Source organism: Streptomyces sp. Wb2n-11, assembly GCF_001049855.1.
Lineage (GTDB): Bacteria > Actinomycetota > Actinomycetes > Streptomycetales > Streptomycetaceae > Streptomyces > Streptomyces altiplanensis.
Window position 1 is genome coordinate 3,093,062 of sequence record NZ_CVPB01000001.1, and the last position, 24,410, is coordinate 3,117,471.

Annotated in this window: 18 protein-coding genes, 3 rRNA genes and 3 pseudogenes; 4 read left to right on the top strand and 20 right to left on the bottom strand. The window is 67.9% G+C overall.

Features of this window, described 5'->3' with window-relative positions:
* Position 1: 1 nt before the first annotated feature.
* The 10 genes and pseudogenes from BN1555_RS13955 to BN1555_RS14000 form a co-directional block, all read right to left on the bottom strand.
* On the bottom strand, positions 2 to 1,042 hold the full coding sequence (locus tag BN1555_RS13955; protein ID WP_093799690.1) for an NAD-dependent epimerase/dehydratase family protein: 1,041 nt from the start codon (positions 1,040 to 1,042) through the stop codon (positions 2 to 4).
* A gap of 179 nt (positions 1,043 to 1,221) precedes the next feature.
* Complete coding sequence (locus BN1555_RS13960; RefSeq protein ID WP_003948845.1) at positions 1,222 to 1,320, bottom strand: 30S ribosomal protein bS22; 99 nt, start codon at positions 1,318 to 1,320, stop codon at positions 1,222 to 1,224.
* A 110-nt stretch (positions 1,321 to 1,430) separates the two neighbouring features.
* The gene (locus BN1555_RS13965) at positions 1,431 to 1,643 is read right to left on the bottom strand and encodes a helix-turn-helix domain-containing protein (RefSeq protein WP_014046653.1); all 213 of its coding nucleotides are present in this window, start codon (positions 1,641 to 1,643) and stop codon (positions 1,431 to 1,433) included.
* 130 nt (positions 1,644 to 1,773) lie between these two features.
* On the bottom strand, positions 1,774 to 2,589 hold the full coding sequence (locus BN1555_RS13970; RefSeq protein ID WP_093799692.1) for a phosphatase: 816 nt from the start codon (positions 2,587 to 2,589) through the stop codon (positions 1,774 to 1,776).
* A 93-nt stretch (positions 2,590 to 2,682) separates the two neighbouring features.
* Positions 2,683 to 3,858: an acetoin utilization protein AcuC gene (locus BN1555_RS13975; RefSeq protein ID WP_093803388.1), complete on the bottom strand. Its 1,176-nt coding sequence runs from the start codon at positions 3,856 to 3,858 to the stop codon at positions 2,683 to 2,685.
* A pseudogene (locus BN1555_RS13980) lies at positions 3,827 to 5,030 on the bottom strand (MFS transporter). The gene BN1555_RS13975 and the pseudogene BN1555_RS13980 overlap by 32 nt, the downstream one beginning before the upstream one ends.
* A 41-nt stretch (positions 5,031 to 5,071) precedes the next feature.
* Positions 5,072 to 5,716 (bottom strand): HAD family hydrolase, encoded by a 645-nt coding sequence (locus BN1555_RS13985; RefSeq protein ID WP_093799693.1) that lies wholly within the window; start codon positions 5,714 to 5,716, stop codon positions 5,072 to 5,074.
* Positions 5,717 to 5,778: 62 nt separating this feature from the next.
* Positions 5,779 to 5,895, bottom strand: a 5S ribosomal RNA gene (rrf, locus tag BN1555_RS13990).
* A gap of 75 nt (positions 5,896 to 5,970) precedes the next feature.
* A 23S ribosomal RNA gene (locus BN1555_RS13995) occupies positions 5,971 to 9,095 on the bottom strand.
* A 307-nt stretch (positions 9,096 to 9,402) separates the two neighbouring features.
* Positions 9,403 to 10,928, bottom strand: a 16S ribosomal RNA gene (locus tag BN1555_RS14000).
* Together the 16S, 23S and 5S rRNA genes form the textbook arrangement of a ribosomal RNA operon.
* 833 nt (positions 10,929 to 11,761) lie before the next feature.
* Between BN1555_RS14000 and trpS the strand changes: the two genes are divergently transcribed.
* Both trpS and BN1555_RS14015 read left to right on the top strand, forming a co-directional pair.
* The gene (gene trpS / locus BN1555_RS14010) at positions 11,762 to 12,760 is read left to right on the top strand and encodes a tryptophan--tRNA ligase (RefSeq protein WP_093799694.1); all 999 of its coding nucleotides are present in this window, start codon (positions 11,762 to 11,764) and stop codon (positions 12,758 to 12,760) included.
* A gap of 82 nt (positions 12,761 to 12,842) precedes the next feature.
* A pseudogene (locus BN1555_RS14015) lies at positions 12,843 to 13,148 on the top strand (isochorismatase family protein); the annotation flags it as partial.
* Between the two features lie 10 nt (positions 13,149 to 13,158).
* On the opposite strand, the gene proC reads toward BN1555_RS14015, so the two are convergent.
* The 3 genes from proC to BN1555_RS14030 form a co-directional block, all read right to left on the bottom strand.
* Positions 13,159 to 13,968 carry a pyrroline-5-carboxylate reductase gene (gene proC, locus BN1555_RS14020; protein ID WP_093799695.1) on the bottom strand — a complete coding sequence of 270 codons (810 nt, stop codon included), beginning with the start codon at positions 13,966 to 13,968 and terminating at the stop codon, positions 13,159 to 13,161.
* A 287-nt stretch (positions 13,969 to 14,255) separates the two neighbouring features.
* On the bottom strand, positions 14,256 to 14,993 hold the full coding sequence (locus BN1555_RS14025; protein ID WP_093799696.1) for an ABC transporter permease: 738 nt from the start codon (positions 14,991 to 14,993) through the stop codon (positions 14,256 to 14,258).
* Complete coding sequence (locus tag BN1555_RS14030) at positions 14,990 to 15,775, bottom strand: ABC transporter ATP-binding protein (protein ID WP_255306409.1); 786 nt, start codon at positions 15,773 to 15,775, stop codon at positions 14,990 to 14,992. Before BN1555_RS14030 ends, BN1555_RS14025 begins: the two co-directional genes overlap by 4 nt.
* 616 nt (positions 15,776 to 16,391) lie before the next feature.
* Here BN1555_RS14030 and BN1555_RS14045 point away from each other — a divergent pair.
* On the top strand, positions 16,392 to 16,751 hold the full coding sequence (locus BN1555_RS14045; protein WP_141662851.1) for a hypothetical protein: 360 nt from the start codon (positions 16,392 to 16,394) through the stop codon (positions 16,749 to 16,751).
* A gap of 264 nt (positions 16,752 to 17,015) precedes the next feature.
* Here the strand turns inward: BN1555_RS14045 and BN1555_RS14050 are convergent, their stop codons facing one another.
* The 4 genes and pseudogenes from BN1555_RS14050 to BN1555_RS14060 form a co-directional block, all read right to left on the bottom strand.
* Positions 17,016 to 17,468, bottom strand: coding sequence for a hypothetical protein (locus BN1555_RS14050; RefSeq protein ID WP_255306410.1), 453 nt, complete (start codon positions 17,466 to 17,468; stop codon positions 17,016 to 17,018).
* A gap of 77 nt (positions 17,469 to 17,545) precedes the next feature.
* Positions 17,546 to 17,851 (bottom strand): annotated as a pseudogene (locus BN1555_RS40320) (hypothetical protein); the annotation flags it as partial.
* Positions 17,779 to 17,997 carry a hypothetical protein gene (locus BN1555_RS14055; RefSeq protein WP_093799702.1) on the bottom strand — a complete coding sequence of 73 codons (219 nt, stop codon included), beginning with the start codon at positions 17,995 to 17,997 and terminating at the stop codon, positions 17,779 to 17,781. The gene BN1555_RS14055 and the pseudogene BN1555_RS40320, both read right to left, overlap by 73 nt.
* 23 nt (positions 17,998 to 18,020) lie before the next feature.
* A complete protein-coding gene (locus BN1555_RS14060) occupies positions 18,021 to 18,371 on the bottom strand; it encodes an SH3 domain-containing protein (protein ID WP_093799703.1) in 351 nt (116 codons plus the stop codon).
* A 127-nt stretch (positions 18,372 to 18,498) separates the two neighbouring features.
* Here BN1555_RS14060 and BN1555_RS14065 point away from each other — a divergent pair, with 127 nt between their 5' ends.
* Complete coding sequence (locus tag BN1555_RS14065; protein WP_093799704.1) at positions 18,499 to 20,748, top strand: protein kinase domain-containing protein; 2,250 nt, start codon at positions 18,499 to 18,501, stop codon at positions 20,746 to 20,748.
* 82 nt (positions 20,749 to 20,830) lie between these two features.
* Here BN1555_RS14065 and ilvD read toward each other — a convergent pair whose 3' ends face one another.
* The 3 genes from ilvD to BN1555_RS14080 form a co-directional block, all read right to left on the bottom strand.
* Positions 20,831 to 22,681, bottom strand: a complete 1,851-nt coding sequence (gene ilvD / locus BN1555_RS14070) for a dihydroxy-acid dehydratase (RefSeq protein WP_093799705.1) — start codon at positions 22,679 to 22,681, stop codon at positions 20,831 to 20,833.
* A gap of 196 nt (positions 22,682 to 22,877) precedes the next feature.
* Positions 22,878 to 23,513: a TetR/AcrR family transcriptional regulator gene (locus tag BN1555_RS14075; RefSeq protein ID WP_093799706.1), complete on the bottom strand. Its 636-nt coding sequence runs from the start codon at positions 23,511 to 23,513 to the stop codon at positions 22,878 to 22,880.
* A 38-nt stretch (positions 23,514 to 23,551) separates the two neighbouring features.
* Complete coding sequence (locus BN1555_RS14080; RefSeq protein ID WP_093799707.1) at positions 23,552 to 24,370, bottom strand: sugar phosphate isomerase/epimerase family protein; 819 nt, start codon at positions 24,368 to 24,370, stop codon at positions 23,552 to 23,554.
* Positions 24,371 to 24,410: the final 40 nt, after the last annotated feature.

A 24,410-nucleotide genomic window follows, 5' to 3' on the forward strand; every position in this document is an offset into this window, starting at 1 on the left:
GTCAGATGCGCTCCTTGCTGACGAGAGTGGAGAGCCGGTCGACGGTACGGGCAAGAGCCTCGGGCGGCAGCAGACCCCCGCCCCGGCTGTCCGCGAAGTCCGAGAATGCCTCCGCGGTCGTGTACGTGGGGTCGAACCCCAGTGTCTCGCGCATCTGAACGGTCCTGACGACCCGTCCGTGCGTCAGCAGCCGGATCTGCTCGGGCGAGAAGTCGGTCACCCCGACGGTCCGCAGCGCGGATCCGACCCAGGTGACGGCGGGCAGCAGCACCGGCACGGTCGGCCGCCCCAGCCGCCGTGAGCACTGCGAGAGCGTCAGCACCCCGTCGCCGGCGACATTGAAGGTCCCGCTGTTCATCGTTCCGCGCCGCGGGTCGTGCGAGGCGATGCGCAGAACGTCGATGACATCGTCCTCATGCACGAACTGAAGCCGCGGGTCGTACCCGAACACCGTGGGCAGCACCGGCAACGAGAAGTAATCGGCCAGCGGGGAGTCCGCACAGGGCCCGAGGATGTTGGCGAAACGGAGCACGCACACGGCCACGTCGGGCCGCCGGCGCGCGAAGCCCCGTACGTACCCCTCGACCTCGACCGCGTCCTTCGCGAAGCCGCCGCTCGGCAACGACTTCGGCGGTGTGGTCTCGGTGAAGACGGCGGGGTCACGCGGCGCCGACCCGTACACGCTCGTACTCGACTTCACGACGAGCCGCTGCACGGCCGGCGCCTTCTGGCACGCGCCGAGCAGCTGCATGGTGCCGATGACGTTGGTCTCCTTCACCGACGTACGGCTGCCGCCGGTGCCCAGCGGCGTACCGGTGACGGCCATGTGCACGACGGTGTCGACCCGGTGCTCGGCGAGCACGCGCGCGATGGCGGGCCGGCGGATGTCCGCCCGCACGAAGTCGGCGTCTCCCAAGGGGTGGTCGGGGGTGACCATGTCGACGCCGATCACCCGCTCCACCTCGGGATCACGCTGGATGCGCCGTACGAAGCGGCCACTCAGCTGCCGGGCCACACCTGTGACGAGCACGACCTTGCCCAAGATCAGCGCCTTCCCTCGGACTTCCCTGCCGCAACCGTAGCGGTTGGGCATTGCTCTGTGATGACCTCACGACACCCGAAATGGCGGCGGACGCGCGCACCCGGGCCACCCGGCCCGGAACGCACCGCAGCCCTCCCACCATGACGGTGGAAGGGCTGCGGGTCACGTACAGCTGCCGCTTACTTCTTGTTGCGACGCTGAACGCGGGTGCGCTTGAGCAGCTTGCGGTGCTTCTTCTTGGCCATCCGCTTGCGCCGCTTCTTGATAACAGAGCCCACGACTACCCTCGCTCACTTCTCTTCACTCGGTGCGGGGCGTCTGGGCCCACACGACCTACGAGGGCCTAGCCTACCCGCCACCGGGAGAGGGACGTAATCCGAGGCCCTCGTCAGGCTGATTCCACCCCCACAAAGGACTCACGGAGGTACTCGTGAACCGCTTGCTCCGGAACCCGGAAGGACCTGCCCACCCGGATCGCCGGCAGATGACCGCTGTGCACCAATCGGTACACGGTCATCTTGGACACTCGCATCACCGAGGCGACTTCCGCCACGGTCAGAAACTTGACCTCGTTGAGAGGCCTCTCGCTGCCAGCAGCCATGACCCACCACCTGTACCTTCCGCACCCGACGCGCACCGGCTTCCCCTCCGGTGACTCTTCGTCGCTGTGCGCTCACTCCCAGACTAGGGGCGGGTGGTACGAGTGGGGAAGAGGAGCAGCCATCGACCACCTACTGTGACAGACACGCCCGATTGAGTACATAGCGAGTAAGCGGCCGGTAGTAATCAGACCGCACAGCGTCATCAAGCGGAACGGCGACAGACACCTGCCCCTCGGCCTCTCCGACGAACAGCGCGGGGTCGTCCGTATCTGCGAGTCCGATGGCCTCAATACCGAGCTGACCTGCACCGCAGACCCACCCGTGGTCCCCCACGACCAGTCCGGGCAGAGGGCCGCCGCCTTCCCCCGCAGCGGCGAGCGCGACCCGGATCGGGAGGGGGGAATGGCTGTGTGCGCCGGTCTCACTCGCGGGGCCGCGCACGCCGGGTTCGCGCATCAGCGCGACTCCTCGTACGTAGTCAAGGCTGTACGTACGTACGCCGAACCGGGTCGTTATGTCGACACATCGCCCCTGCGCGGGTGTGAGGACGAGGCACCCCGCCGCCGACAAAGCGTCTGCGAGGCCGGCGTAGAACTCGAGCAAACGGTGCGGATGCCCGGTCCCGAACAGCACCGGCACCCGCCGTGCGGCGGCTTCCCCCAGCCTCCGCGCGAAGGCCTCCAGCCCGGCCAGAGTCCGCTCGGGGTCAATCACATCAGTCCCGGTGACACATCCCGGATCATCAGAAACCCCACACTTGTCGGCCATCAGAGCCATCACGTCGAGCTCGTCCCAGGCCCATTCGGGATCGAGCCCGAGCAATACCCGCGGATCCCGCGCGGCGAACAGCCGATAGCTCCGCAGGCTCTTCTCGCGCGAGGTGGCCACGGGCCCGGCCAGCCGGGCCGCCAACAGATGCGCACGCAGCGCGCCGGTACTCAACACCCTCCCGATGCTCCCGCACCCTCACCCCCTTTTTCCCGAAACCCCGAACACACCCCACACTCGGCGTAACCCGGCCCGCCGCGCTCCACCGCCCTACGCCAGCAACCCCCGCAGAGGAAACACCGCTCGCCGGGCCGCCAGCACCGCCTGGTCCAACCGGTCCGCCGGGTCGTACCCCGCGTCCCACCCCTTCCAGGCCGGCGTGAGCCCGTCCGTCATCCGCCCCGGACCCAACTGCCGCGTACGCGCGTACACTTCGTCCCGCCAGGACGCCGGGATCACCGACTCCGGATCAATCGGCCGGTGCGCCGCGATCCCCACCAGGTGCGTCCAGGAACGCGGTACGACGTCCACCACCGCATATCCCCCGCCCCCCAGCGCCACCCATGCCCCACCTTCCACGTACTCATGAGCCAGGTCGTGGCAGGCCGCCTGCACCGCCCGCTGGGCGTCCAGCGAAACGGCCAGATGCGCCAGCGGATCCTCGAAGTGCGTGTCCGCCCCGTGCTGCGTGACCAGCACCTGAGGCCGGAAGTCCGCCAACAGCTCCGGCACGACCGCGTGGAACGCCCGCAGCCACCCCGCGTCCCCCGTCCCCGCCGGCAGCGCCACGTTCACCGCCGAACCCTCCCCCGCCCCGCTCGCGCCCGTCTCCTCCGGCCACCCCGTCCCCGGAAACAGCGTCCTCGGGTGCTCGTGGAGCGACACCGTCAGAACCCGCGGGTCGTCCCAGAACGCCGCCTGCACCCCGTCCCCGTGGTGCACGTCCACATCCACGTACGCGACCCGCTCCGCACCCAGCTCCAGCAGTCGCGCGATCGCGAGCGCCGCGTCGTTGTAGATGCAGAACCCCGCCGCGCCTCCCGGCATCGCGTGGTGCAGCCCGCCCGCGAAGTTCACCGCGTGCGCGGCCTCCCCCCGCCAGACCGCCTCCGCCGCCCCCACCGACTGCCCGGCGATCAGCGCGGAGGCCTCGTGCATGCCGGCGAAAGCCGGATCGTCGACGGTTCCCAGCCCGTACGCCTGATCCGCTCCCCGCGGATCCGCCGAAGCCGCCCGCACCGCCGCCACGTAGTCCTCGCGGTGCACGAGCCGCAGCGTCGAGTCCCCCGCGACCGGCGCGGCGACCACATCCACCACCCGGTCGAGCCCGTACGCCCGTACCAGTCCCATCGTCAGGTCGAGCCTGACCGGGTCCATCGGGTGGCTCGCCCCGAAGTCGTAGCCAGTTACCGCGTCATCCCACATCAACAGTGCGCGCCCGCTCATGCCCGCCACCGTATCGGTCGGTCCCCGGATGCGAACGACCGGGCGTACACCAGCGTCACCAACACCAAACCCATGGGTACGAGCATGGCCCCCCGATAGCTCCATGCCTCCCCGAGCGCCCCCACCAACGGCGCCCCGACCAGGAACCCCACGTAATTGAAGACGTTGAGCCGGGCGACAGCCGCGTCACTCGCCGCCCCGGGAAACAACCGCCCCGCCGCCGCGAACGTCTGCGGCACGATCACGCACAGCCCGAACCCGAGCATCGTGAACCCGAGCATCCCCGCGCCCGTCCCCGGCGCCCCCGCCACCACAGCGAACCCGCCCGCGGCGAGCAGCGTCCCTCCCCGCACCACGGCGACGGACCCGAAGCGCCGCACCCCAAGGTCCCCGACGGCCCGCCCGACCAAGGTCGTGACCATATACACGTTGTACGGAAGAGTCGCCGCCTGCTCCGACGAACCGAGCACGTCCTGAAGGTACTTGGCGCTCCAGTTCGAAACCGTCGCGTCCCCGATGTAAGCGAACGTCATCACCAGGCACAGCGGCAGCAGCAGCTTGAAGCCACCCGGCCCACTCCCCGAAGCGGCTTCCTCCTCCCCCGCCGCAACCACACCGTCGGCATACCACCGGCTGCCGCCAAACGCCGCAGGCAACAGCACGACCACCACCGGCAGATACGAGGCGAGCAGCGAGATTCCTCCCTGCGCCCCCACCCACGCCAGCGACGCCCCCACGATCCCACCCAGGCTGTACGCCGCATGGAAACCGAGCATGATGCTGCGCCCGGACGCCCGCTGAAGGCTCACCCCCAGCATGTTCATCGACGCGTCCAACGCCCCGACCGCAAGCCCGAACGCCCCCAGCGCCACACCCACTTGCCACATCTCGCTGCCGGCCCCGACCCCGAGAAGCGCCAGCAGCACCACCGGCTGCGACCACCGCAGCACGGCGCTCGGTGCGACCCGCTTCACCAACTGCTCAGTGCCGACGCTGCCCACACCCGCCAGGATCGGCACGGTGGCCAGGAAGACGGGAAGCAGCCCGTCGGATATCCCGTACCGGTCCTGAACGGCCGGCAGCCGCGTCACGAGAAGCGCGAACGCCACACCCTGTGCGAAGAAGCTCAACCCCAAGGAAGCCCTGCCGTGCCGCAGACGCGCGTCAGTCATGGCCGCACAGCGTAGGCCCGTCACCTACCCACAGGTAGACATCACGCAAGCAACGCCGGCAGCTCTCTCAGCTCGGAGAAATACCCGGTGGCCCCGGGCAGCCTGTCCGCCGGAGTCATGGCCGTGAAGCCGTACACGTGCATCCCCGCGGCCCTGGCCGCCTCCACCCCGAGCGGACTGTCCTCCACCACGACACACCGCTCTGCCGGTACGCCCATCCGCTGCGCGGCGTGAAGGAAGAGGTCCGGCGCCGGCTTGCCCCGCCCTACGTCCTGTGAGCTGAAGATCCAGCTCTCCTCGAACCACTCGTCCAGCCCGGCCACCAGGTGCCCGACCCTGATCCGCTCATGACTCCCGGAGGACGCGAGACAGTACGAGGTCCCGTCCGCCACCAGTTGCCCCAGCAGCTCCTCCGCCCCGGCAACCGGCTTCAGCTCCTGCTCGAAGGCGGCGAAAATCCGGGCATGCAGCGTCTTGTCGAAGTCCTCGGGCAGCCGCTGCCCGGACCGCTCCAGCACGACATCGTGAATCCGGTGCACTGCCCCGCCCAGGAAGTCCCGCAGCGACTCCTCGTAGGAGGTGGGGTGTCCCAGCTCGCTCAGGTAACCGGCGAGGACGGTGTTGGAAATCGGCTCACTGTCCACAAGGACGCCGTCATTGTCGAAAATGATGAGGTCGTAGCGCATGACTTGACCTTAAACGCAAAAAAGCCCCGCACCAGAAGGTGCGGGGCTCTCCCACAAGAATTGTTCGGCGGTGTCCTACTCTCCCACAGGGTCCCCCCTGCAGTACCATCGGCGCTGAAAGGCTTAGCTTCCGGGTTCGGAATGTAACCGGGCGTTTCCCTAACGCTATGACCACCGAAACACTGTGAAGTTGAACCAACCGGACATGGGCACGGTTCGTTACTTCAGAACAAACACAGTGGACGCGAGCAACTGAGGACAAGCCCTCGGCCTATTAGTACCAGTCAGCTCCACCCGTTGCCGGGCTTCCACATCTGGCCTATCAACCCAGTCGTCTACTGGGAGCCTTAACCCCTCGAAGGGGGTGGGAACACTCATCTCGAAGCAGGCTTCCCGCTTAGATGCTTTCAGCGGTTATCCTTTCCGAACGTAGCCAACCAGCCATGCCCTTGGCAGGACAACTGGCACACCAGAGGTTCGTCCGTCCCGGTCCTCTCGTACTAGGGACAGCCCTTCTCAATATTCCTACGCGCGCAGAGGATAGGGACCGAACTGTCTCACGACGTTCTAAACCCAGCTCGCGTACCGCTTTAATGGGCGAACAGCCCAACCCTTGGGACCGACTCCAGCCCCAGGATGCGACGAGCCGACATCGAGGTGCCAAACCATCCCGTCGATATGGACTCTTGGGGAAGATCAGCCTGTTATCCCCGGGGTACCTTTTATCCGTTGAGCGACAGCGCTTCCACAAGCCACTGCCGGATCACTAGTCCCGACTTTCGTCCCTGCTCGACCCGTCGGTCTCACAGTCAAGCTCCCTTGTGCACTTACACTCAACACCTGATTGCCAACCAGGCTGAGGGAACCTTTGGGCGCCTCCGTTACTCTTTAGGAGGCAACCGCCCCAGTTAAACTACCCATCAGACACTGTCCCTGATCCGGATCACGGACCGAGGTTAGACATCCAGCACGACCAGAGTGGTATTTCAAGATTGACTCCACACACACTGGCGTGCATGCTTCAAAGTCTCCCACCTATCCTACACAAGCCGAACCGAACACCAATATCAAACTGTAGTAAAGGTCCCGGGGTCTTTCCGTCCTTCTGCGCGAAACGAGCATCTTTACTCGTAGTGCAATTTCACCGGGCCTATGGTTGAGACAGTCGAGAAGTCGTTACGCCATTCGTGCAGGTCGGAACTTACCCGACAAGGAATTTCGCTACCTTAGGATGGTTATAGTTACCACCGCCGTTTACTGGCGCTTAAGTTCTCAGCTTCGCAACCCCGAAAGGTCACTAACCGGTCCCCTTAACGTTCCAGCACCGGGCAGGCGTCAGTCCGTATACATCGCCTTACGGCTTCGCACGGACCTGTGTTTTTAGTAAACAGTCGCTTCTCGCTGGTCTCTGCGGCCACCCCCAGCTCGGAGTGCAAGACTCGTCACCGGTGATGGCCCCCCTTCTCCCGAAGTTACGGGGGCATTTTGCCGAGTTCCTTAACCATAGTTCACCCGAACGCCTCGGTATTCTCTACCTGACCACCTGAGTCGGTTTAGGGTACGGGCCGCCATGAAACTCGCTAGAGGCTTTTCTCGACAGCATAGGATCATCCACTTCACCACAATCGGCTCGGCATCAGGTCTCAGCCTTGATGAGGGACGGATTTGCCTACCCCTCGGCCTACACCCTTACCCCGGGACAACCACCGCCCGGGCTGGACTACCTTCCTGCGTCACCCCATCGCTTACCTACTACCACCTTGGGCCGGCGGCTCCACCACTTCCCTTTGCCCGAAGGCTCCGGGACGGCTTCACGGCCTTAGCATCAGAGGATTCGATACTGGGCGTTTCAAAGCGGGTACCGGAATATCAACCGGTTGTCCATCGACTACGCCTGTCGGCCTCGCCTTAGGTCCCGACTTACCCTGGGCAGATCAGCTTGACCCAGGAACCCTTAGTCAATCGGCGCACACGTTTCTCACGTGTGTATCGCTACTCATGCCTGCATTCTCACTCGTGTACCGTCCACCACTGCCTTCCGGCGCGGCTTCACCCGGCACACGACGCTCCCCTACCCATCCACACTCCCGTTGGGGATATATGTGTGAATGACACGACTTCGGCGGTACGCTTGAGCCCCGCTACATTGTCGGCGCGGAATCACTTGACCAGTGAGCTATTACGCACTCTTTCAAGGGTGGCTGCTTCTAAGCCAACCTCCTGGTTGTCTCTGCGACTCCACATCCTTTCCCACTTAGCGTACGCTTAGGGGCCTTAGTCGATGCTCTGGGCTGTTTCCCTCTCGACCATGGAGCTTATCCCCCACAGTCTCACTGCCGTGCTCTCACTTACCGGCATTCGGAGTTTGGCTAAGGTCAGTAACCCGGTAGGGCCCATCGCCTATCCAGTGCTCTACCTCCGGCAAGAAACACACGACGCTGCACCTAAATGCATTTCGGGGAGAACCAGCTATCACGGAGTTTGATTGGCCTTTCACCCCTAACCACAGGTCATCCCCCAGGTTTTCAACCCTGGTGGGTTCGGTCCTCCACGAAGTCTTACCTCCGCTTCAACCTGCCCATGGCTAGATCACTCCGCTTCGGGTCTAGAGCGTGCAACTCAACCGCCCTGTTCGGACTCGCTTTCGCTACGGCTTCCCCACACGGGTTAACCTCGCTACACACCGCTAACTCGCAGGCTCATTCTTCAAAAGGCACGCAGTCACGACCGCATGTGCAAGCACATACAGCGACGCTCCCACGGCTTGTAGGCACACGGTTTCAGGTACTATTTCACTCCGCTCCCGCGGTACTTTTCACCATTCCCTCACGGTACTATCCGCTATCGGTCACCAGGGAATATTTAGGCTTAACGGGTGGTCCCGCCAGATTCACACGGGATTTCTCGGGCCCCGTGCTACTTGGGTGTTGCACAAGCAAGCCGTTGATGTTTCAGCTACGGGGGTCTTACCCTCTACGCCGGACCTTTCGCATGTCCTTCGCCTACACCAACGGTTTCTGACTCGCCCAACAGCCGGCAGACTGTTGAAGTGCAATCCCACAACCCCGCATGCGCAACCCCTGCCGGGTATCACACGCATACGGTTTGGCCTCATCCGGTTTCGCTCGCCACTACTCCCGGAATCACGGTTGTTTTCTCTTCCTGCGGGTACTGAGATGTTTCACTTCCCCGCGTTCCCTCCACGCACCCTATGTGTTCAGGTACGGGTGACAGCCCATGACGACTGCCGGGTTTCCCCATTCGGAAACCCCCGGATCAAAGCCTGGTTGACGGCTCCCCGGGGACTATCGTGGCCTCCCACGTCCTTCATCGGTTCCTGGTGCCAAGGCATCCACCGTGCGCCCTTAAAAACTTGGCCACAGATGCTCGCGTCCACTGTGCAGTTCTCAAGCAACGACCAGCCACCCATCACCCCACCCTTACAGGTGAGTGCACTGGGGCCGGCATCGCGAAGCCACAGACCAAACGGTCCGTGCCCTCAGACACCCAACAGCGTGCCCGACCCGATCCACCCGGCCTCACGTTCCACACCCCGAAGGGCAGTACTGGCAAACCTTGCGAACCGTGCCGAGTAGTCAACGTTCCACCCATGAGCAACCAGCACCGGACGTTCGCCGATGAACTGGCCCCTGGACCGGCAGAGCCGGCCTGGAAGTGCTCCTTAGAAAGGAGGTGATCCAGCCGCACCTTCCGGTACGGCTACCTTGTTACGACTTCGTCCCAATCGCCAGTCCCACCTTCGACAGCTCCCTCCCACAAGGGGTTGGGCCACCGGCTTCGGGTGTTACCGACTTTCGTGACGTGACGGGCGGTGTGTACAAGGCCCGGGAACGTATTCACCGCAGCAATGCTGATCTGCGATTACTAGCAACTCCGACTTCATGGGGTCGAGTTGCAGACCCCAATCCGAACTGAGACCGGCTTTTTGAGATTCGCTCCGCCTCGCGGCATCGCAGCTCATTGTACCGGCCATTGTAGCACGTGTGCAGCCCAAGACATAAGGGGCATGATGACTTGACGTCGTCCCCACCTTCCTCCGAGTTGACCCCGGCGGTCTCCTGTGAGTCCCCATCACCCCGAAGGGCATGCTGGCAACACAGGACAAGGGTTGCGCTCGTTGCGGGACTTAACCCAACATCTCACGACACGAGCTGACGACAGCCATGCACCACCTGTATACCGACCACAAGGGGGCACCCATCTCTGGATGTTTCCGGTATATGTCAAGCCTTGGTAAGGTTCTTCGCGTTGCGTCGAATTAAGCCACATGCTCCGCTGCTTGTGCGGGCCCCCGTCAATTCCTTTGAGTTTTAGCCTTGCGGCCGTACTCCCCAGGCGGGGAACTTAATGCGTTAGCTGCGGCACCGACGACGTGGAATGTCGCCAACACCTAGTTCCCAACGTTTACGGCGTGGACTACCAGGGTATCTAATCCTGTTCGCTCCCCACGCTTTCGCTCCTCAGCGTCAGTAATGGCCCAGAGATCCGCCTTCGCCACCGGTGTTCCTCCTGATATCTGCGCATTTCACCGCTACACCAGGAATTCCGATCTCCCCTACCACACTCTAGCCTGCCCGTATCGAATGCAGACCCGGGGTTAAGCCCCGGGCTTTCACATCCGACGCGACAAGCCGCCTACGAGCTCTTTACGCCCAATAATTCCGGACAACGCTTGCGCCCTACGTATTACCGCGGCTGCTGGCACGTAGTTAGCCGGCGCTTCTTCTGCAGGTACCGTCACTTGCGCTTCTTCCCTGCTGAAAGAGGTTTACAACCCGAAGGCCGTCATCCCTCACGCGGCGTCGCTGCATCAGGCTTTCGCCCATTGTGCAATATTCCCCACTGCTGCCTCCCGTAGGAGTCTGGGCCGTGTCTCAGTCCCAGTGTGGCCGGTCGCCCTCTCAGGCCGGCTACCCGTCGTCGCCTTGGTGGGCCACTACCCCACCAACAAGCTGATAGGCCGCGGGCTCATCCTTCACCGCCGGAGCTTTCAACCTCTTCGGATGCCCGAAGAAGTGTTATCCGGTATTAGACCCCGTTTCCAGGGCTTGTCCCGGAGTGAAGGGCAGATTGCCCACGTGTTACTCACCCGTTCGCCACTAATCCACCCCGAAGGGCTTCATCGTTCGACTTGCATGTGTTAAGCACGCCGCCAGCGTTCGTCCTGAGCCAGGATCAAACTCTCCATGAATGTTTTCCCGTGATCGGGACCACACATCACGAAAGAGCGGAACAGAACGGGCCGGAATAAGACCCGCTGTCCTCAACGTCCTCGCTGTGATTCGCCCGGCCACCGCACGGGCGGCCGGGACTTCTTCAAAGGAACCTCAGCCCACCACAGGTGGGCCGGGGTATCAACATATCTGGCGTTGACTTTTGGCACGCTGTTGAGTTCTCAAGGAACGGACGCTTCCTTCGTACTCACCCTCGCGGGCTTTCCTCCGGGCTTTCGTTCGGCATTTCGTGTTCCCGACTCTATCAGACCCTTTCCGGTCCGACTTCCTCGGCACCTTCAAGTTCCCCGCTTCCGCGTTTCCCTTTCCAGCGATTCCGACTCTATCAGATCCTTTCGGACCCGATCCCCGGTCGGCGGGATTTGCCTTTCCGGCCCTTGGGCCGTTCCGACGAGTGAGACATTAGCGGAATCCTCAGCCCCGAGCTAATCGGGGTTTCGTTCCTTCGAACGTGGATTCCTCATTTCGCAAATGCGCACAAGAACGGGGCGACGACAGTCGCTCGCTCAGTGGTTACTGCGAAATGGTTGTCCGGGGCCGGCCGGGGCCGGTGCTCACGTCGGACAACTCGGAGAACACTACGTAGGTGTCAATCCCCTGTCAACCGGGGGCTCCGCCGCTATCGTGGGGGCCATGACTTCGCGTACGTACCCCCAGGGGTGGCGGGCCGCCTGACGGCGGCCGGCAGACACGTATGCGCTCAACGGCCGCCGCTTCGGCGGCCGTTGGCGTTTCTCCCTCCGGGAGGCCGGCCGCCGGTGGTGGCGGCTCCTACCAGGAGGCAAGAGAGATGACGCGGATCTTCAGCGGGGTCAAGCCGACCGGGCACCTGACGCTGGGCAACTATCTCGGGGCCGTGCGGCGGTGGGCCGAGACCGATCAGCACCGGGCCGACGCGCTGTTCTGTGTCGTGGACCTGCACGCGCTGACCGTCGAACACGATCCGGCGCGGGTACGGCGGCTCAGTCGGCAGGCCGCCACGCTGCTGCTGGCGGCCGGGCTCGATCCGGCGCTGTGCACCGTGTTCGTGCAGAGCCACGTGGATGAGCACGCGCGGCTGTCGTACGTAATGGAATGCACGGCCACGGACGGTGAGCTGCGGCGGATGATCCAGTACAAGGAGAAGAGCGCGCGGGCGCGGGCGGCCGGGGAGAGTGTGCGGTTGTCGTTGCTGACGTATCCCGTGCTCATGGCGGCGGACATCCTGGCTTACGGGACGGACGAGGTTCCTGTGGGGGACGACCAGACGCAGCACGTCGAGCTGACGCGGGATCTGGCGGTGCGGTTCAACCAGAGGTACGGGCACACCTTCGTGGTGCCGAAGGCCACGCGTCCGGAGGTGGCCGCTCGGGTCATGGACCTTCAGGAGCCGACTTCGAAGATGGGGAAGTCGCACGCGGCCACCGCGGGGATCGTCTATCTGCTCGATGAGCCCGAGGTGGTGCGGAAGAAGATCATGCGGGCCGTGACGGACAGTGGGCGCGAGGTGGAGTACGACCGGGAGGAGAGGCCCGGGGTCGCGAATCTGCTGGATGTGCTCGCGGCTTGTGAGGGTGGGAACCCGGAGGAGCTGGCCGGTGTATACGAGTCGTACGGGGCGTTGAAGAAGGACACCGCGGAGGCTGTCGTCGAGTTGCTGCGGCCGGTGCGGGAGCGGCACGCGGAGCTGGCGGCCGATCCCGGTTACGTGGATCAGGTGCTGAGGGAGGGAGCGGAGCGGGCTCGGGGGATGGCGCGGCCGACGGTGGACGCCGCTTATCGGGCCATCGGGCTGCTGCCTGCGGGCTGAGGGCGGCGGAAGGCCGCGCGGTAGTCGCGTGGGCTGGTGGCGAGGTGGGCCGCGAAGTCTGAAGGGGGTGGGGGGCACGGGCGGGGTGCGGCAGATCGTCGTGGCCGGGATCCAGACCAACATGTGCGCCGAGACGACGGCTCGGATGGGCGGGAACCTGGGGTACGAGGTGCTGTTCGCGCTGGATGCGACGTACACCTTCGACGGGGTCGGGCCGTGGGGGTGGACGCTGAGCGCCGATGAGCTGGCGCGGGCCACCGCCGTGTCGCTGCACGACGGTGGGTTCGCGCAAGTGGTGGGGGCGGAGGAGCTGGTGCGGGCGGCGGAGCGGGTGGGCGGTTCCGGTTCGCCGGCCCTGGCCCCGGGCGCGGGTGCGGGTGTCGGGTAGTCGCCTGGGCTCAGCCGTTGCCCGAGGCGAGCTCGCGGCTGCGGTCGCGGGCCGCTTCGAGGGCTGCGATGAGGGCGGCTCGTACACCGTGGTTCTCGAGCTCGCGGATCGCGTTGATGGTGGTTCCGGCGGGTGAGGTGACTGCCTCGCGGAGCTTCACCGGGTGTTCGCCGCTGTCGCGGAGCATCACGGCCGCGCCGATGGCTGCCTGGACGATCAGGTCGTGGGCCTGGGCGCGGGGCAGGCCGAGGAGGATGCCGGCGTCGGTCATCGCCTCGACGAGGTAGTAGAAGTACGCCGGGCCGGAGCCGGAGAGGGCTGTGGCCGCGTCCTGCTGGGACTCGGGGACGCGGAGTGTCTTGCCTACACCGCCGAAGATCTCCTCGGTGTGGAGGAGGTGCTCGGGGGTGGCGTGGGTGCCGGCCGAGATGACGGACATCGCCTCGTCCACGAGGGCGGGGGTGTTCGTCATGACGCGGACGACCGGGGTGTTGGGGGCGAGGCGCTCTTCGAAGTAGGCGGTGGGGATGCCGGCGGCGCCGCTGATGACCAGGCGGTCGGCGGGGACGTGGGGGGCGAGTTCGTCGAGGAGCTTGCCCATGTCCTGCGGCTTGACCGTGAGGATGAGGGTGTCGGCGCGCTTGGCGGCTTCGGCGTTGGTCACCGGTTCGACGCCGTAGCGGGTGCGGAGTTCTTCGGCGCGCTCGGGGCGGCGGGCGGTGACCAGGAGGTCGGCGGGGCGCCAGCCGGCTCGGATCATTCCGCTGAGCAGGGCCTCGCCGATTTTTCCGGTGCCGAGGAATGCGACTGTCTGGGTCATGCGGTTCACCTCGCCGGTGGGCGCGTCCGGTGTTGTCCGGTGCGTCTGGTTCTCTGTCGTTCAGGGGACATCTTCGCACCGGGGGGCGGGGCGGGGGCGGGGTGTCCGGTGGGCGGAACGGGATGGGTGACCTGGGGCGGGGTGAGGTGGGGCGGGCGCTGCGTGGGGTTGTTCCCCTGCACGTCTCCTTTCGGAACTCAGGCGGGCCCCAGGCCCCCTTTGCCCTCGACCGCCGGGCGGGCTCGAGGTGGCCGGGCGGAAGTGGGACGGTCCGGTGGGATGAGGTACTACGTGGTGCGGCGGCGGAGGGTGGCTGCGCCCAGGATGAGGACCAGGAGGGCTACGGCCGCGACGATCGCGGCGTCCCGGACGAAGGTGAACGTCACGTCCGTGTGGCGCAGGACTTCGTTCATGCCGTCCACGGCGTACGACATGGGAAACACGTTCGAGATCGCCTCCAGGGCCGGCTGCATCGTGTCGCGGGGAGTGAACAGGCCGCACAGAAGCAGCTGCGGGAAGATCACCGCCGGCATGAACTGGACGGCCTGGAATTCCGACGCGGCGAAGGCCGAGACGAACAGGCCCAGTGCTGTGCCCAGCAGTGCGTCGAGGAGGGCGATCAGGAGCAGCAGCCAGGGAGAGCCGACCACGTCCAGGCCCAGGAACCAGAGGGAGGCCCCTGTGGCCAGGGCTGATTGGACTACGGCCAGGAGGCCGAAGGCCAGGGCGTAGCCCGCGATCAGGTCGGCCTTGGCCAGGGGCATGGCGAGGAGGCGTTCGAGGGTGCCCGAGGTGCGTTCTCGCAGGGTGGCGATCGATGTCACCAGGAACATCGTGATGAGGGGGAAGATCCCGAGCAGGGACGCGCCGATGGAGTCGAAGGTCCGCGGTGACGCGTCGAAGACGAAGCGCAGCAGCGTGATCATCACTACCGGGACGAGGAGCATGAGCGCGATCGTCCGGGGGTCGTGGCGCAGCTGGGTCAGGACGCGGGCGGCTGTGGCGAGGGTGCGGGAAGCGTTCATCGGGTTGCCTCCTGGCGGGAGTCCGCCTCGTCGACCAGGTGGAGGAACGCCTCTTCCACCGTGGCGCGGTGCGTACGGGAGCGGAGGGCTTCGGGGGTTCCCTCGGCCAGGATCTCGCCCTCGCGCATGAGGAGGAGGCGGTGGCAGCGTTCGGCCTCGTCCATCACGTGGGAGGAGATGAGGAGGGTGGCGCCGCGGTCCGCGAGGGTGTGGAAGAGAGTCCACAGGTCACGGCGCAGGACCGGGTCGAGGCCGACGGTCGGTTCGTCCAGGACGAGGAGTTCGGGCATGGCGAGGAGGGCCACGGCCAGGGACACGCGGCTGCTCTGGCCGCCGGAGAGGCTGCCGGCCAGGGCGGCCTGGTGCGAGGTGAGGTCGACGTCGGCGATGGCGCGGGTGACGGCGTCGTGGCGGGCTTCGCGGTGGTCGCGGCCGGGCCGGAGAACGGTCGCGAAGTAGTCCAGGTTCTGACGAACCGTGAGATCGGCGTAGACGGAGGGAGCTTGGGTCACGTAGCCGATGCGGGGGCGGAGGGTCGCGTCGCCGGCCGGGCGGCCCAGGACTTCGAGGGTGCCGGTGACTTTGGCCTGGGTGCCGACGACGGCTCGCATGAGGGTCGTTTTGCCGCAGCCCGAGGGGCCCAGGAGGCCGGTGATTCTGCCTCGGGGGACGGCGAAGTCGAGGTTTCGCAGGACGGTGCGCCGGCCTCGTACGACGGTGAGGCCGTGGGCGGTCACGGCGGCCCCGTCTGCCGTGACCGCGGGCTCGGGGGCGTAATTCATCATGTGTTGAATAATGCTCCCGGTGGTGGTGTGCGTCAAGGACCCGGGCGGTTGATACGCCGCCGGGTCGCGGCCCGGCGGTGGTGGGTCGGGCCCCGCGGGTCTGTGGGGTTCTGGGCCCGTGGGGCTGTGGGGTTCCGGGCCCGTGGGGCTATGGGGCCCTGGGGCTGTCGGGCTGTGGGGCCGTGGAGTCGGTTCCGGGCCGGGAGGCCGCGGACCAGGGCGGGGTGGCGGATGCCAGGCGCAGAGCGCGGATCGTGGAACGTACGATCTGCTCCTTCACGAAGGCGGCCCCGCGGCCGGCCGGTGAGGACGCGCTCGCGGGGCGAGCCGTCGGCGCGAGTCGTCGGCGCGAGTCGTCGGCGCGAGTCGTCGGCGCGCACGAACCGGATCCGGCCCTCGCGGCGTCCCGGACTCACGCACGGGATCATGTACCGGAACTTCAGGGGCTCGGGCTCCTGGCACCGGGCCTCCGCGATGACGGATACGGCGGCGTGCGCGCCCGTGGGCCGGACCGCGGCGCAGGACATGCGCAGGCCGGCGGCCGAGTAGCCCTGCGGCGCGGGTCCCGGGGTGCGGGACCGAGCGCAGGGCCGCGGCCACACGGATGCGGCCCGTGCCGTCGAGGGCCGGGCCGGCGGTGGCCGTCGGCCCGGTGCGGGCGGTCATCGCGCCGGCCCGGACGACGGTACCGGGCGACCGTGCCGGAGCCGTCGGCATGGTGCCCCTCTCCGACACGCACCCCGAGCGCTTCGAGCGTCGTACGGACAGGGGCGCGGTCGCGGAAGGGGAGACCCGGAGCGAGCTGCCCGCCGGTCAGCAGCCGGGCTCGGCGGTGGCCGTCTCGATGCTGGGGAAGTCGCCGCCGATGACGATGACGGCGAAGGCGGGGGCGGCCGGGATGATGCCGGTGGCGCGGGCGGTGTCGTGCTGGGCGCCGGTACCCCGAGGAGCCGGGACAGCGGGTGGGTGGTGAGGGGCGGGCACCGGCGGCGGGTTCGTGCCGGCGTACGGGCGCGGATCGCGGGTCTCGCCGTCCGGGAGCGCCGGCCGGCGCGGCCAGGTCTCCTCTGCGGCGGTGGTGGCGACCGATCCGGTGATGCGGCAGGCGATGCCCCGGAGGCGTGTGTGCTGTTCCTCGAACGCGTCGAGGTCCGCCCCGGAGCCGGTCCTCGCCCGGGGCGGCCGGGGACATCCACGGGCAGGGGGCCGTCCGCGCGGCCTCCTGCCGCCGGGCCCGCTACCGGCGTCGCCTGGGCTTCTTCTTGCGGGCCGCCGGGTTGCCCGTGCGGGATCCCCGGCGGCGTTCGTACTGGATGAGGGCCGTCTCGTACTCGCTGCGGTGCAGCTTCTCGCCCGGGGCCTCGGTGAGCGAGCGGAAGAAGTACGCGAGGAGTACGCCGATGAAGCCGATGCTCTTCAGGCTGCGCAGCGAGGCCTCGGCGGCGGGGTCGGGGCGGTGTGCGTACCCCGTCCAGGTGCGGCGGAAGGCGATCGCGCTGCAGATCGCGAACATGGCGACCACCAGGATGTTCAGGAAGCTGCCGACGTCGGCGATCGCCAGGCCCTGGTAGGCGAAGCGCAGCACGAAGCAGCCGGCGGCAGCGGCGGCCAGTGAACCGACGGCGGCCCCGGCCCGGCGCAGCCCGTAGCCGTTGCCGTGGTCCACCCAGGTCGTGCCGAAGAACCGGATGGGCTCGGGCTGCGGGCCGCCGCCTCCGCCGTCGCCCGGGGCGGCGGGGGTGGTCGGGGTGCCGTCGGCGTTTTCGCTCACGGGTCGATTATCCCCGGTGGGCTAGGGGTGGGAGAGGCGGGCGGTCGGGCGCAGCGCACGGCGACGCGACCGTCGCGGTCCGTATTCACGCGTGCGTCCGAAACGAACTGCCCGCCCGCGATGTTCTCCCGACAGCTCGGGTGTCCCGTACGGGCCCGTGACCGTCTCGCCCGGCTTCCGGCAGTGGAGCAGCAGACGGGAACTCCGACGCCGTACGGCAGGGTCTCGATCAGCCGGTACTGCGTTCCCGGGCCCGGCCTGGCGTTGAGGCGTCAGCCGGGTGCGACCGGGTACCGAGGACCTCGTCGGCCAGGGCTCCGCCGGGGGTGGCCGCGCACCCGGCCGGGGCGGACGCTGCCGTCACTCCGGCGGCGCCCACCACCCGTCCGAATGCGACCAGGGTGCCGTCGACGGTGACGGCGGGTCCGGCGGGACCGGTGGGAAGCATGTGGCGTGCCCCCCTCGTCGTCGTCAGGCGCAGCGCACGGCGACATAGCCGTCGCTGCCGGTGTTGATGTACGCGTCCGAAACGAACTGGCTGTTCGCGATGTTGGACCAGAGGTTCGTCGTCCCGTACGGCCCCGACACGGTCGTCCCGGGGCACTGGCAGTTGATCGGCACGCGTGCGTCGTACGGCAGGACCTTGACGATCCGGTAGTTGGTGCCGGGGCCACTGCGCACGTTCACCCGGTAGCCCGGAGCGACGGGATACCGCACCGCCAGCGTCTCCGCGGTGGCGGTGGCAGCCGTGGTCGCGACTGCCTCCCCGGCGGCCTTCTCGGCGGTCTTCTCGATGGTTCCCGCGTCTTCTCCCACGGCCATGAGGCCCTCCCCCGTCGATGTACGTATTTCGTACGCCGCGCAGGCTAGCAAGCCACACCGACATCGCACGCATCATCGACTAGGCTCCGTGCGTCTCGCTTGCGGACGATTCACACGGGGGTGGACGATGCCGCCGCTGCGCAGCACCGGGACAGGACCGGAAGCGGAGCATCCGGATTACGCCGGGCAGTACCGGCTCGAAGCCGTGCTCGGCTCAGGAGGCATGGGTGTGGTCCATCTTGCCACCTCCGGCTCCGGGTTGCGTCTCGCCGTCAAGGTGGTGCACGCCGACTTTGCCGCAGATCCCGAGTTCAGGGCTCGCTTCCGGCAGGAGGTCTCCGCCGCCCGCCGGGTGAGCGGGGCGTTCACCGCACCCGTCGTGGACGCCGACACGGATGCCGAACGGCCTTGGATGGCCACCCTGTTCATCGAGGGCCCCACCCTTGCCGAACGCGTCAAGCGGAACGGTCCTCTGAGTACAGAGGAGTTGCTCAGACTCGGCGCTGGACTCGCCGAGTCGCTGCGCGACATCCATCGCGCGGGCGTGGTGCACCGCGATCTCAAGCCGAGCAACGTGCTGCTGGCGGCCGACGGGCCCAAGGTCATCGACTTCGGCATCTCCCGGCCGACGGACAGCGATCTGCGGACGGAGACCGGCAAGCTGATCGGTACGCCGCCGTTCATGGCGCCCGAGCAGTTCCAGCGCCCGCGCGAAGTCGGACCGGCAGCGGACGTGTTCGCGATGGGGTCCGTGCTCGTCCACGCGGCGACCGGACGCGGCCCCTTCGACTCCGACAGCCCGTACATCGTCGCGTACCAGGTGGTGCACGACGAGCCGGACCTGACGGACGTACCGGAAGCCCTGGTCCCGCTGTTCACGCGGTGCCTGGCGAAGGATCCCGCCGACCGGCCCACGCCGGACGCGCTGATGGCCGCGCTGCGGTCCGCGGCGTACCGGACCACCGACGACACCCAGGTGTTCATACCGGCCCAGAGGGTTCCGGGCGGGGCGGAGGAAACCGCCGCAAGGAGAAAGCCTCCGGCGAAGGCAGCGACTGCCACGGGAGCCGCGCCGGCTGCTGGGACCGACGCGCCGACCGGGCCGGCCGGGGCCGTTGCCGCCGCTCCCGCCCGCCGGCGCGAGAGCGGCCTCCGGCGGGCCGCGCTCACGGTGGCTCTGGCCTCGTCGCTGGTCGTGGGCGGCGTTCTCGGCGTACGCGCGCTGGTGGACGACGGCCGCCCCGGTCCCACGCCTGTCGCGCAACGGGCCGGGGCGAGTGAGACCGCCCGTCCCTGGAGCGTCTCCCTGTCGGCCGGCGCGCGGAGTCACGCGCCTGCCTGTGCGTACGCGGACGGCGCCCTCTACTGCAGCGCCACCGGTGTCAAGGCTTCCCGTCTGAACCCGGCCGACGGAAAGGCCGACTGGTCGGAGAAGACGGCCGGCGACGCGCCCCGTTCCCGCTCGGACGACAGCGCTCCCGTCCTCGCCGGAGGGCTCCTGCACGTCGTGACACCCGGTGGAGACCGGCTGGAGGCCCTCGATCCGCGGACCGGCGTCCGCCGGTGGAGTACCGGTATCGGCGCCTCCGGCGGCACCGTCGTCCTCCACACCGCGAAGTCGGCGCTCCTGGCCGGCCCGGACGGAGCCGTCAGGGCCGTCGACAACACCACGGGCAGAACCCTCTGGTCGGAGCGGCACGGCGGCGTCGGCACCCGGTGGGTGACATCGCCCGGCCGCCGGGGGCCGGTCTACGCGACCACGGTGTCGGACGACGGTACGTCGACCACGGTCGTCGCGGTCGATCCGGACGACGGCGAAGCGCAGTGGGAACAGCGGCTGAGCGGGATACTCGGCCCGGTCGACACCTCGGACGGCGCTCTGTTCCTGCTGGAGGACGACACCGACGGCGTGACGCGGGCGGTCGTACGCCTCGACACCACGGCGCGCACCGCCCGCCGCGTTCCGCTCGTCGCACCGCTCGACCAGGCGCAGGCCGCGGTGCGCGGGAACACGGCGTACCTCTTCGGTGTCAACGGCTCCCTGATCGCCGTCGACATGCGCGGTACGGGGGATGCGGGGGGCGCGGGGAGTGCTGAGCGCGCGCAGCGGTGGCGGCTGGAGACGTCGGTCAGCCGCGCCTCACGACCGGTAACGGCCGGAGGCCGCGTCTACCTTTCGGCCGCCGACGGGCGGCTGCTGGCGGTCGACGCCGCCGACGGCAGGCTGCTGGGCCAGACCACGCCCCGCATGGGTGAGGGACCGTACACCTTCGCGGCCTCGCTCCCGGCCCCCGTCACCGCTCCCGGCAAGGTGTTCGCCACCGCGCCCGACGGGTCCGTCTTCGCCGTGGGGGACGGGGATCCGGCGCGCTGGTGAGGAAGAGCTGGTGGGAGAACGGGGCCGGGCGGGACGGAGTGGGTTGCTCCGTCCCGCCCGGCCCCGCCGGTGAAGGCTCCGTTCAGCCCAGCTTCGAGACGTCCCGCACCGCGCCCTTGTCGGCGCTGGTCGCCATCGCGGCGTACGCGCGCAGGGCCTGCGAGACCTTGCGGTCGCGGTTCTTCGGGGCGTACACGCCGCCGAGGGCCTCGCGGCGGGCCGCCAGGTCCTCGTCCGCGACGAGGAGTTCGATCGTGCGGTTCGGGATGTCGATGCGGATGCGGTCGCCGTCCTCGACGAGCGCGATCGTGCCGCCCGACGCCGCCTCCGGGGAGGCGTGGCCGATGGACAGGCCCGACGTACCGCCCGAGAAGCGGCCGTCCGTGACGAGCGCGCAGGTCTTGCCGAGGCCGCGGCCCTTCAGGAAGGACGTCGGGTAGAGCATCTCCTGCATGCCGGGGCCGCCCTTGGGGCCCTCGTAGCGGATGACGACGACGTCGCCGTCCTTGATCTCCTTGCGGAGGATCTTGTCGACGGCCTCGTCCTGCGACTCGCAGACGACCGCCGGGCCCTCGAAGGTCCAGATCGACTCGTCGACACCGGCGGTCTTCACGACGCAGCCGTCGACGGCGAGGTTGCCCTTGAGGACGGCCAGGCCGCCGTCCCTGGAGTACGCGTGCTCGACGGAGCGGATGCAGCCGCCCTCGGCGTCCGTGTCCAGGGTGTCCCAGCGCTCGGACTGCGAGAAGGCGGTCGCGGAGCGGACGCAGCCGGGGGCCGCGTGCCACAGCTCGACGGCCTCGTCGGACGGGGAGCCGCCGCGCACGTCCCACGTCTTCAGCCACTCGGCGAGGGTGGCGGAGTGGACGGTGTGCACGTCCTCGTTGAGGAGGCCGCCGCGGTAGAGCTCGCCCAGGATGGCGGGGATGCCGCCCGCGCGGTGCACGTCCTCCATGTAGTACGTGCCGCCGGGGGCGACGTTCGGCGCGACCTTGGCCAGGCACGGGACGCGGCGCGAGACCTCGTCCATGTCGTCGAGGCCGAAGTCGAGCTCGGCCTCCTGGGCGGCGGCCAGCAGGTGCAGGATCGTGTTGGTGGAGCCGCCCATGGCGATGTCGAGCGCCATGGCGTTCTCGAAGGCCTCGCGGGTGGCGATGTTGCGGGGCAGGACACTCAGGTCGTCCTGCTCGTAGTGGCGCTTGGTGATCTCGACGATCATGCGGCCGGCGTTCTCGTACAGGGCCTTGCGGGCGGTGTGCGTGGCGAGGACCGAGCCGTTGCCGGGCAGGGCCAGGCCGATGGCCTCGGCGAGGCAGTTCATCGAGTTGGCGGTGAACATGCCGGAACAGGAGCCGCAGGTCGGACAGGCGTTCTCCTCGATACGGAGGATGTCCGCGTCCGAGATCTTGTCGTTGACCGCGTCGGAGATGGCGTCGACCAGGTCGAGCTTGCGGACCGTGCCGTCGACCAGGGTGGCCTTGCCGGCCTCCATCGGGCCGCCGGAGACGAAGACCGTGGGGATGTTGAGGCGCAGCGCGGCCATCAGCATGCCCGGCGTGATCTTGTCGCAGTTGGAGATGCAGATCAGTGCGTCCGCGCAGTGCGCCTCGACCATGTACTCGACGGAGTCGGCGATCAGGTCGCGGGAGGGCAGGGAGTAGAGCATGCCGCCGTGGCCCATCGCGATGCCGTCGTCGACGGCGATCGTGTTGAACTCGCGGGGGACGGCGCCCGCGGCCAGGATCGCGTCGGAGACGATCCGGCCGACCGGCGCGAGGTGGGTGTGCCCCGGGACGAACTCGGTGAAGGAGTTGGCGACCGCGATGATCGGCTTGCCGATGTCCGCGCTCGCTACGCCCGACGCCCGCATAAGGGCGCGCGCGCCCGCCATGTTGCGGCCGTGGGTGACTGTGCGGGACCTCAGCTCGGGCATCGTCGCTCGCTCCTTAGGCAGATGGGACGTACGAGGCTTACTCACGAGAGTAGCTTCGAGCGTACGCCTCGGATCCACGATCTGGACAGCTCGTCCGATATGCGGGACGGGGCGCTCGGCCTGCGTCACGGTCCCGGGCAGGAAACGGGCCGGGGACCCGGCCGTACCTCGCGCCCTGCCCCGCGTCACGCCCGTGTCACTCCTGCGTCAGATACCGCTGGAGCGTCGGGGCCACCATCGCGATGATCCGCTCCGGATCCGCCGACGCCAGCGGCTCCGCCTTGATGACGTACCGCAGGATCGCGATCCCGACCATGTGCGAGGCCGCGAGCTCCACCCGGAAGGTCGGGTCCGGTACGTCGAGCTCCGCCGCCACCCGCTCCAGCAGCCGGCGCAGCACGAACGTGCGCAGCACCTTCGCCGCCGTCTCGTTCGTCAGCGCGGACCGGACCACCGCGAGCAGCGGTGCCCTGGTCGCCGGGTTCTCCCACACGCCGATGAAATAGCGGGCCAGCCGCTCCCCGACGCCGTCCGTGCCTCCCTGGCCGAGGACCGCGGGGATCACCAGGGCGGGCTCGAAGGACATCTCGATGGCGGCCGCGAAGACGTCGTCCTTCGTACCGAAGTAGTGGTGGACGAGCGCCGCGTCGACGCCCGCCGCCTTCGCGATGCCGCGCATCGACGTCTTGTCGTAACCGCGCTCGGAGAATTCGTCGCGGGCGGCCTGGAGGATCCGCTCGCGGGCTCCGGGGCCTGCGTCCCCGGGCGACCGGCGGGGGCGGCCCCGGCGGCGGGGCTCCGGCGCCGTACCGCTGCTCGCCGTACCGCTCACTGGTCCCCGCTCACTGCTGCTCGCTCACTCGTGTCCGCTCACTGCTGCGACACCCGGGACGCCAGGTGCAGCCGGGTGAAGGCGAGGGCCTCCGCCAGGTCTGCCTCACGTTCGGCGGACGACATGGCCCGCCGTGTATTGACCTCGATGACGACATGGCCGTCGAAGCCGCTGAGCGCCAGGCGCTCCAGCAGTTCGGCGCAGGGCTGGTTGCCGCGCCCGGGGACGAGGTGCTCGTCCTTCGCCGAGCCCTTGCCGTCCGCGAGGTGCACGTGCCCGAGCCGGTCGCCCATCCGGTCGACCATGGCCATGGTGTCGGTGCGGGCGGTCGCGGTGTGCGACAGGTCGACGGTGAAGTGCCGGTAGTCGTCCTTGGTCACGTCCCACTCGGGGGCGTACGCCAGCATCTCGCGGTCCCGGTAGCGCCACGGATACATGTTCTCGACGGCGAAACGGACGTCGGTCTCCTCCGCCATCCGCCAGATACCGGTGACGAAGTCGCGGGCGTACTGCCGCTGCCAGCGGAACGGCGGGTGTACGACCACGGCCGACGCACCGAGCTTCTCGGCGGCGGCCTGTGCCCGCCGGAGCTTCGTCCACGGGTCCGTGGTCCACACGCGCTGGGTGATCAGCAGACAGGGCGCGTGGATGGCCAGGACGGGGACGCCGTGGTAGTCGGAGAGTCTGCGCAGCGCCTCGATGTCCTGGCTGACGGGGTCGGTCCACACCATGACCTCGACACCGTCGTAACCGAGGCGTGCGGCGATCTCGAAGGCCGTCGCCGTCGACTCCGGATACACGGACGCCGTGGACAGCGCGACCTTCGCATCGGGGATGCGCACCACTGGTTCTGCCACGAGGAACAGCGTACGGGCCGTTCCCGGGCGGATGTCGGGC

Coding starts and splice junctions, on each gene's coding strand:
- BN1555_RS13965 (WP_014046653.1), bottom strand. CDS start 1,643: ATGGCTGCTGGCAGCGAGAGGCCTCTCAACGAGGTCAAGTTTCTGACC.
- BN1555_RS13975 (WP_093803388.1), bottom strand. CDS start 3,858: ATGAGCGGGCGCGCACTGTTGATGTGGGATGACGCGGTAACTGGCTAC.
- BN1555_RS13985 (WP_093799693.1), bottom strand. CDS start 5,716: ATGCGCTACGACCTCATCATTTTCGACAATGACGGCGTCCTTGTGGAC.
- trpS (WP_093799694.1), top strand. CDS start 11,762: ATGACGCGGATCTTCAGCGGGGTCAAGCCGACCGGGCACCTGACGCTG.
- proC (WP_093799695.1), bottom strand. CDS start 13,968: ATGACCCAGACAGTCGCATTCCTCGGCACCGGAAAAATCGGCGAGGCC.
- BN1555_RS14025 (WP_093799696.1), bottom strand. CDS start 14,993: ATGAACGCTTCCCGCACCCTCGCCACAGCCGCCCGCGTCCTGACCCAG.
- BN1555_RS14030 (WP_255306409.1), bottom strand. CDS start 15,775: ATGAATTACGCCCCCGAGCCCGCGGTCACGGCAGACGGGGCCGCCGTG.
- BN1555_RS14055 (WP_093799702.1), bottom strand. CDS start 17,997: ATGCTTCCCACCGGTCCCGCCGGACCCGCCGTCACCGTCGACGGCACC.
- BN1555_RS14060 (WP_093799703.1), bottom strand. CDS start 18,371: ATGGCCGTGGGAGAAGACGCGGGAACCATCGAGAAGACCGCCGAGAAG.
- BN1555_RS14065 (WP_093799704.1), top strand. CDS start 18,499: ATGCCGCCGCTGCGCAGCACCGGGACAGGACCGGAAGCGGAGCATCCG.
- ilvD (WP_093799705.1), bottom strand. CDS start 22,681: ATGCCCGAGCTGAGGTCCCGCACAGTCACCCACGGCCGCAACATGGCG.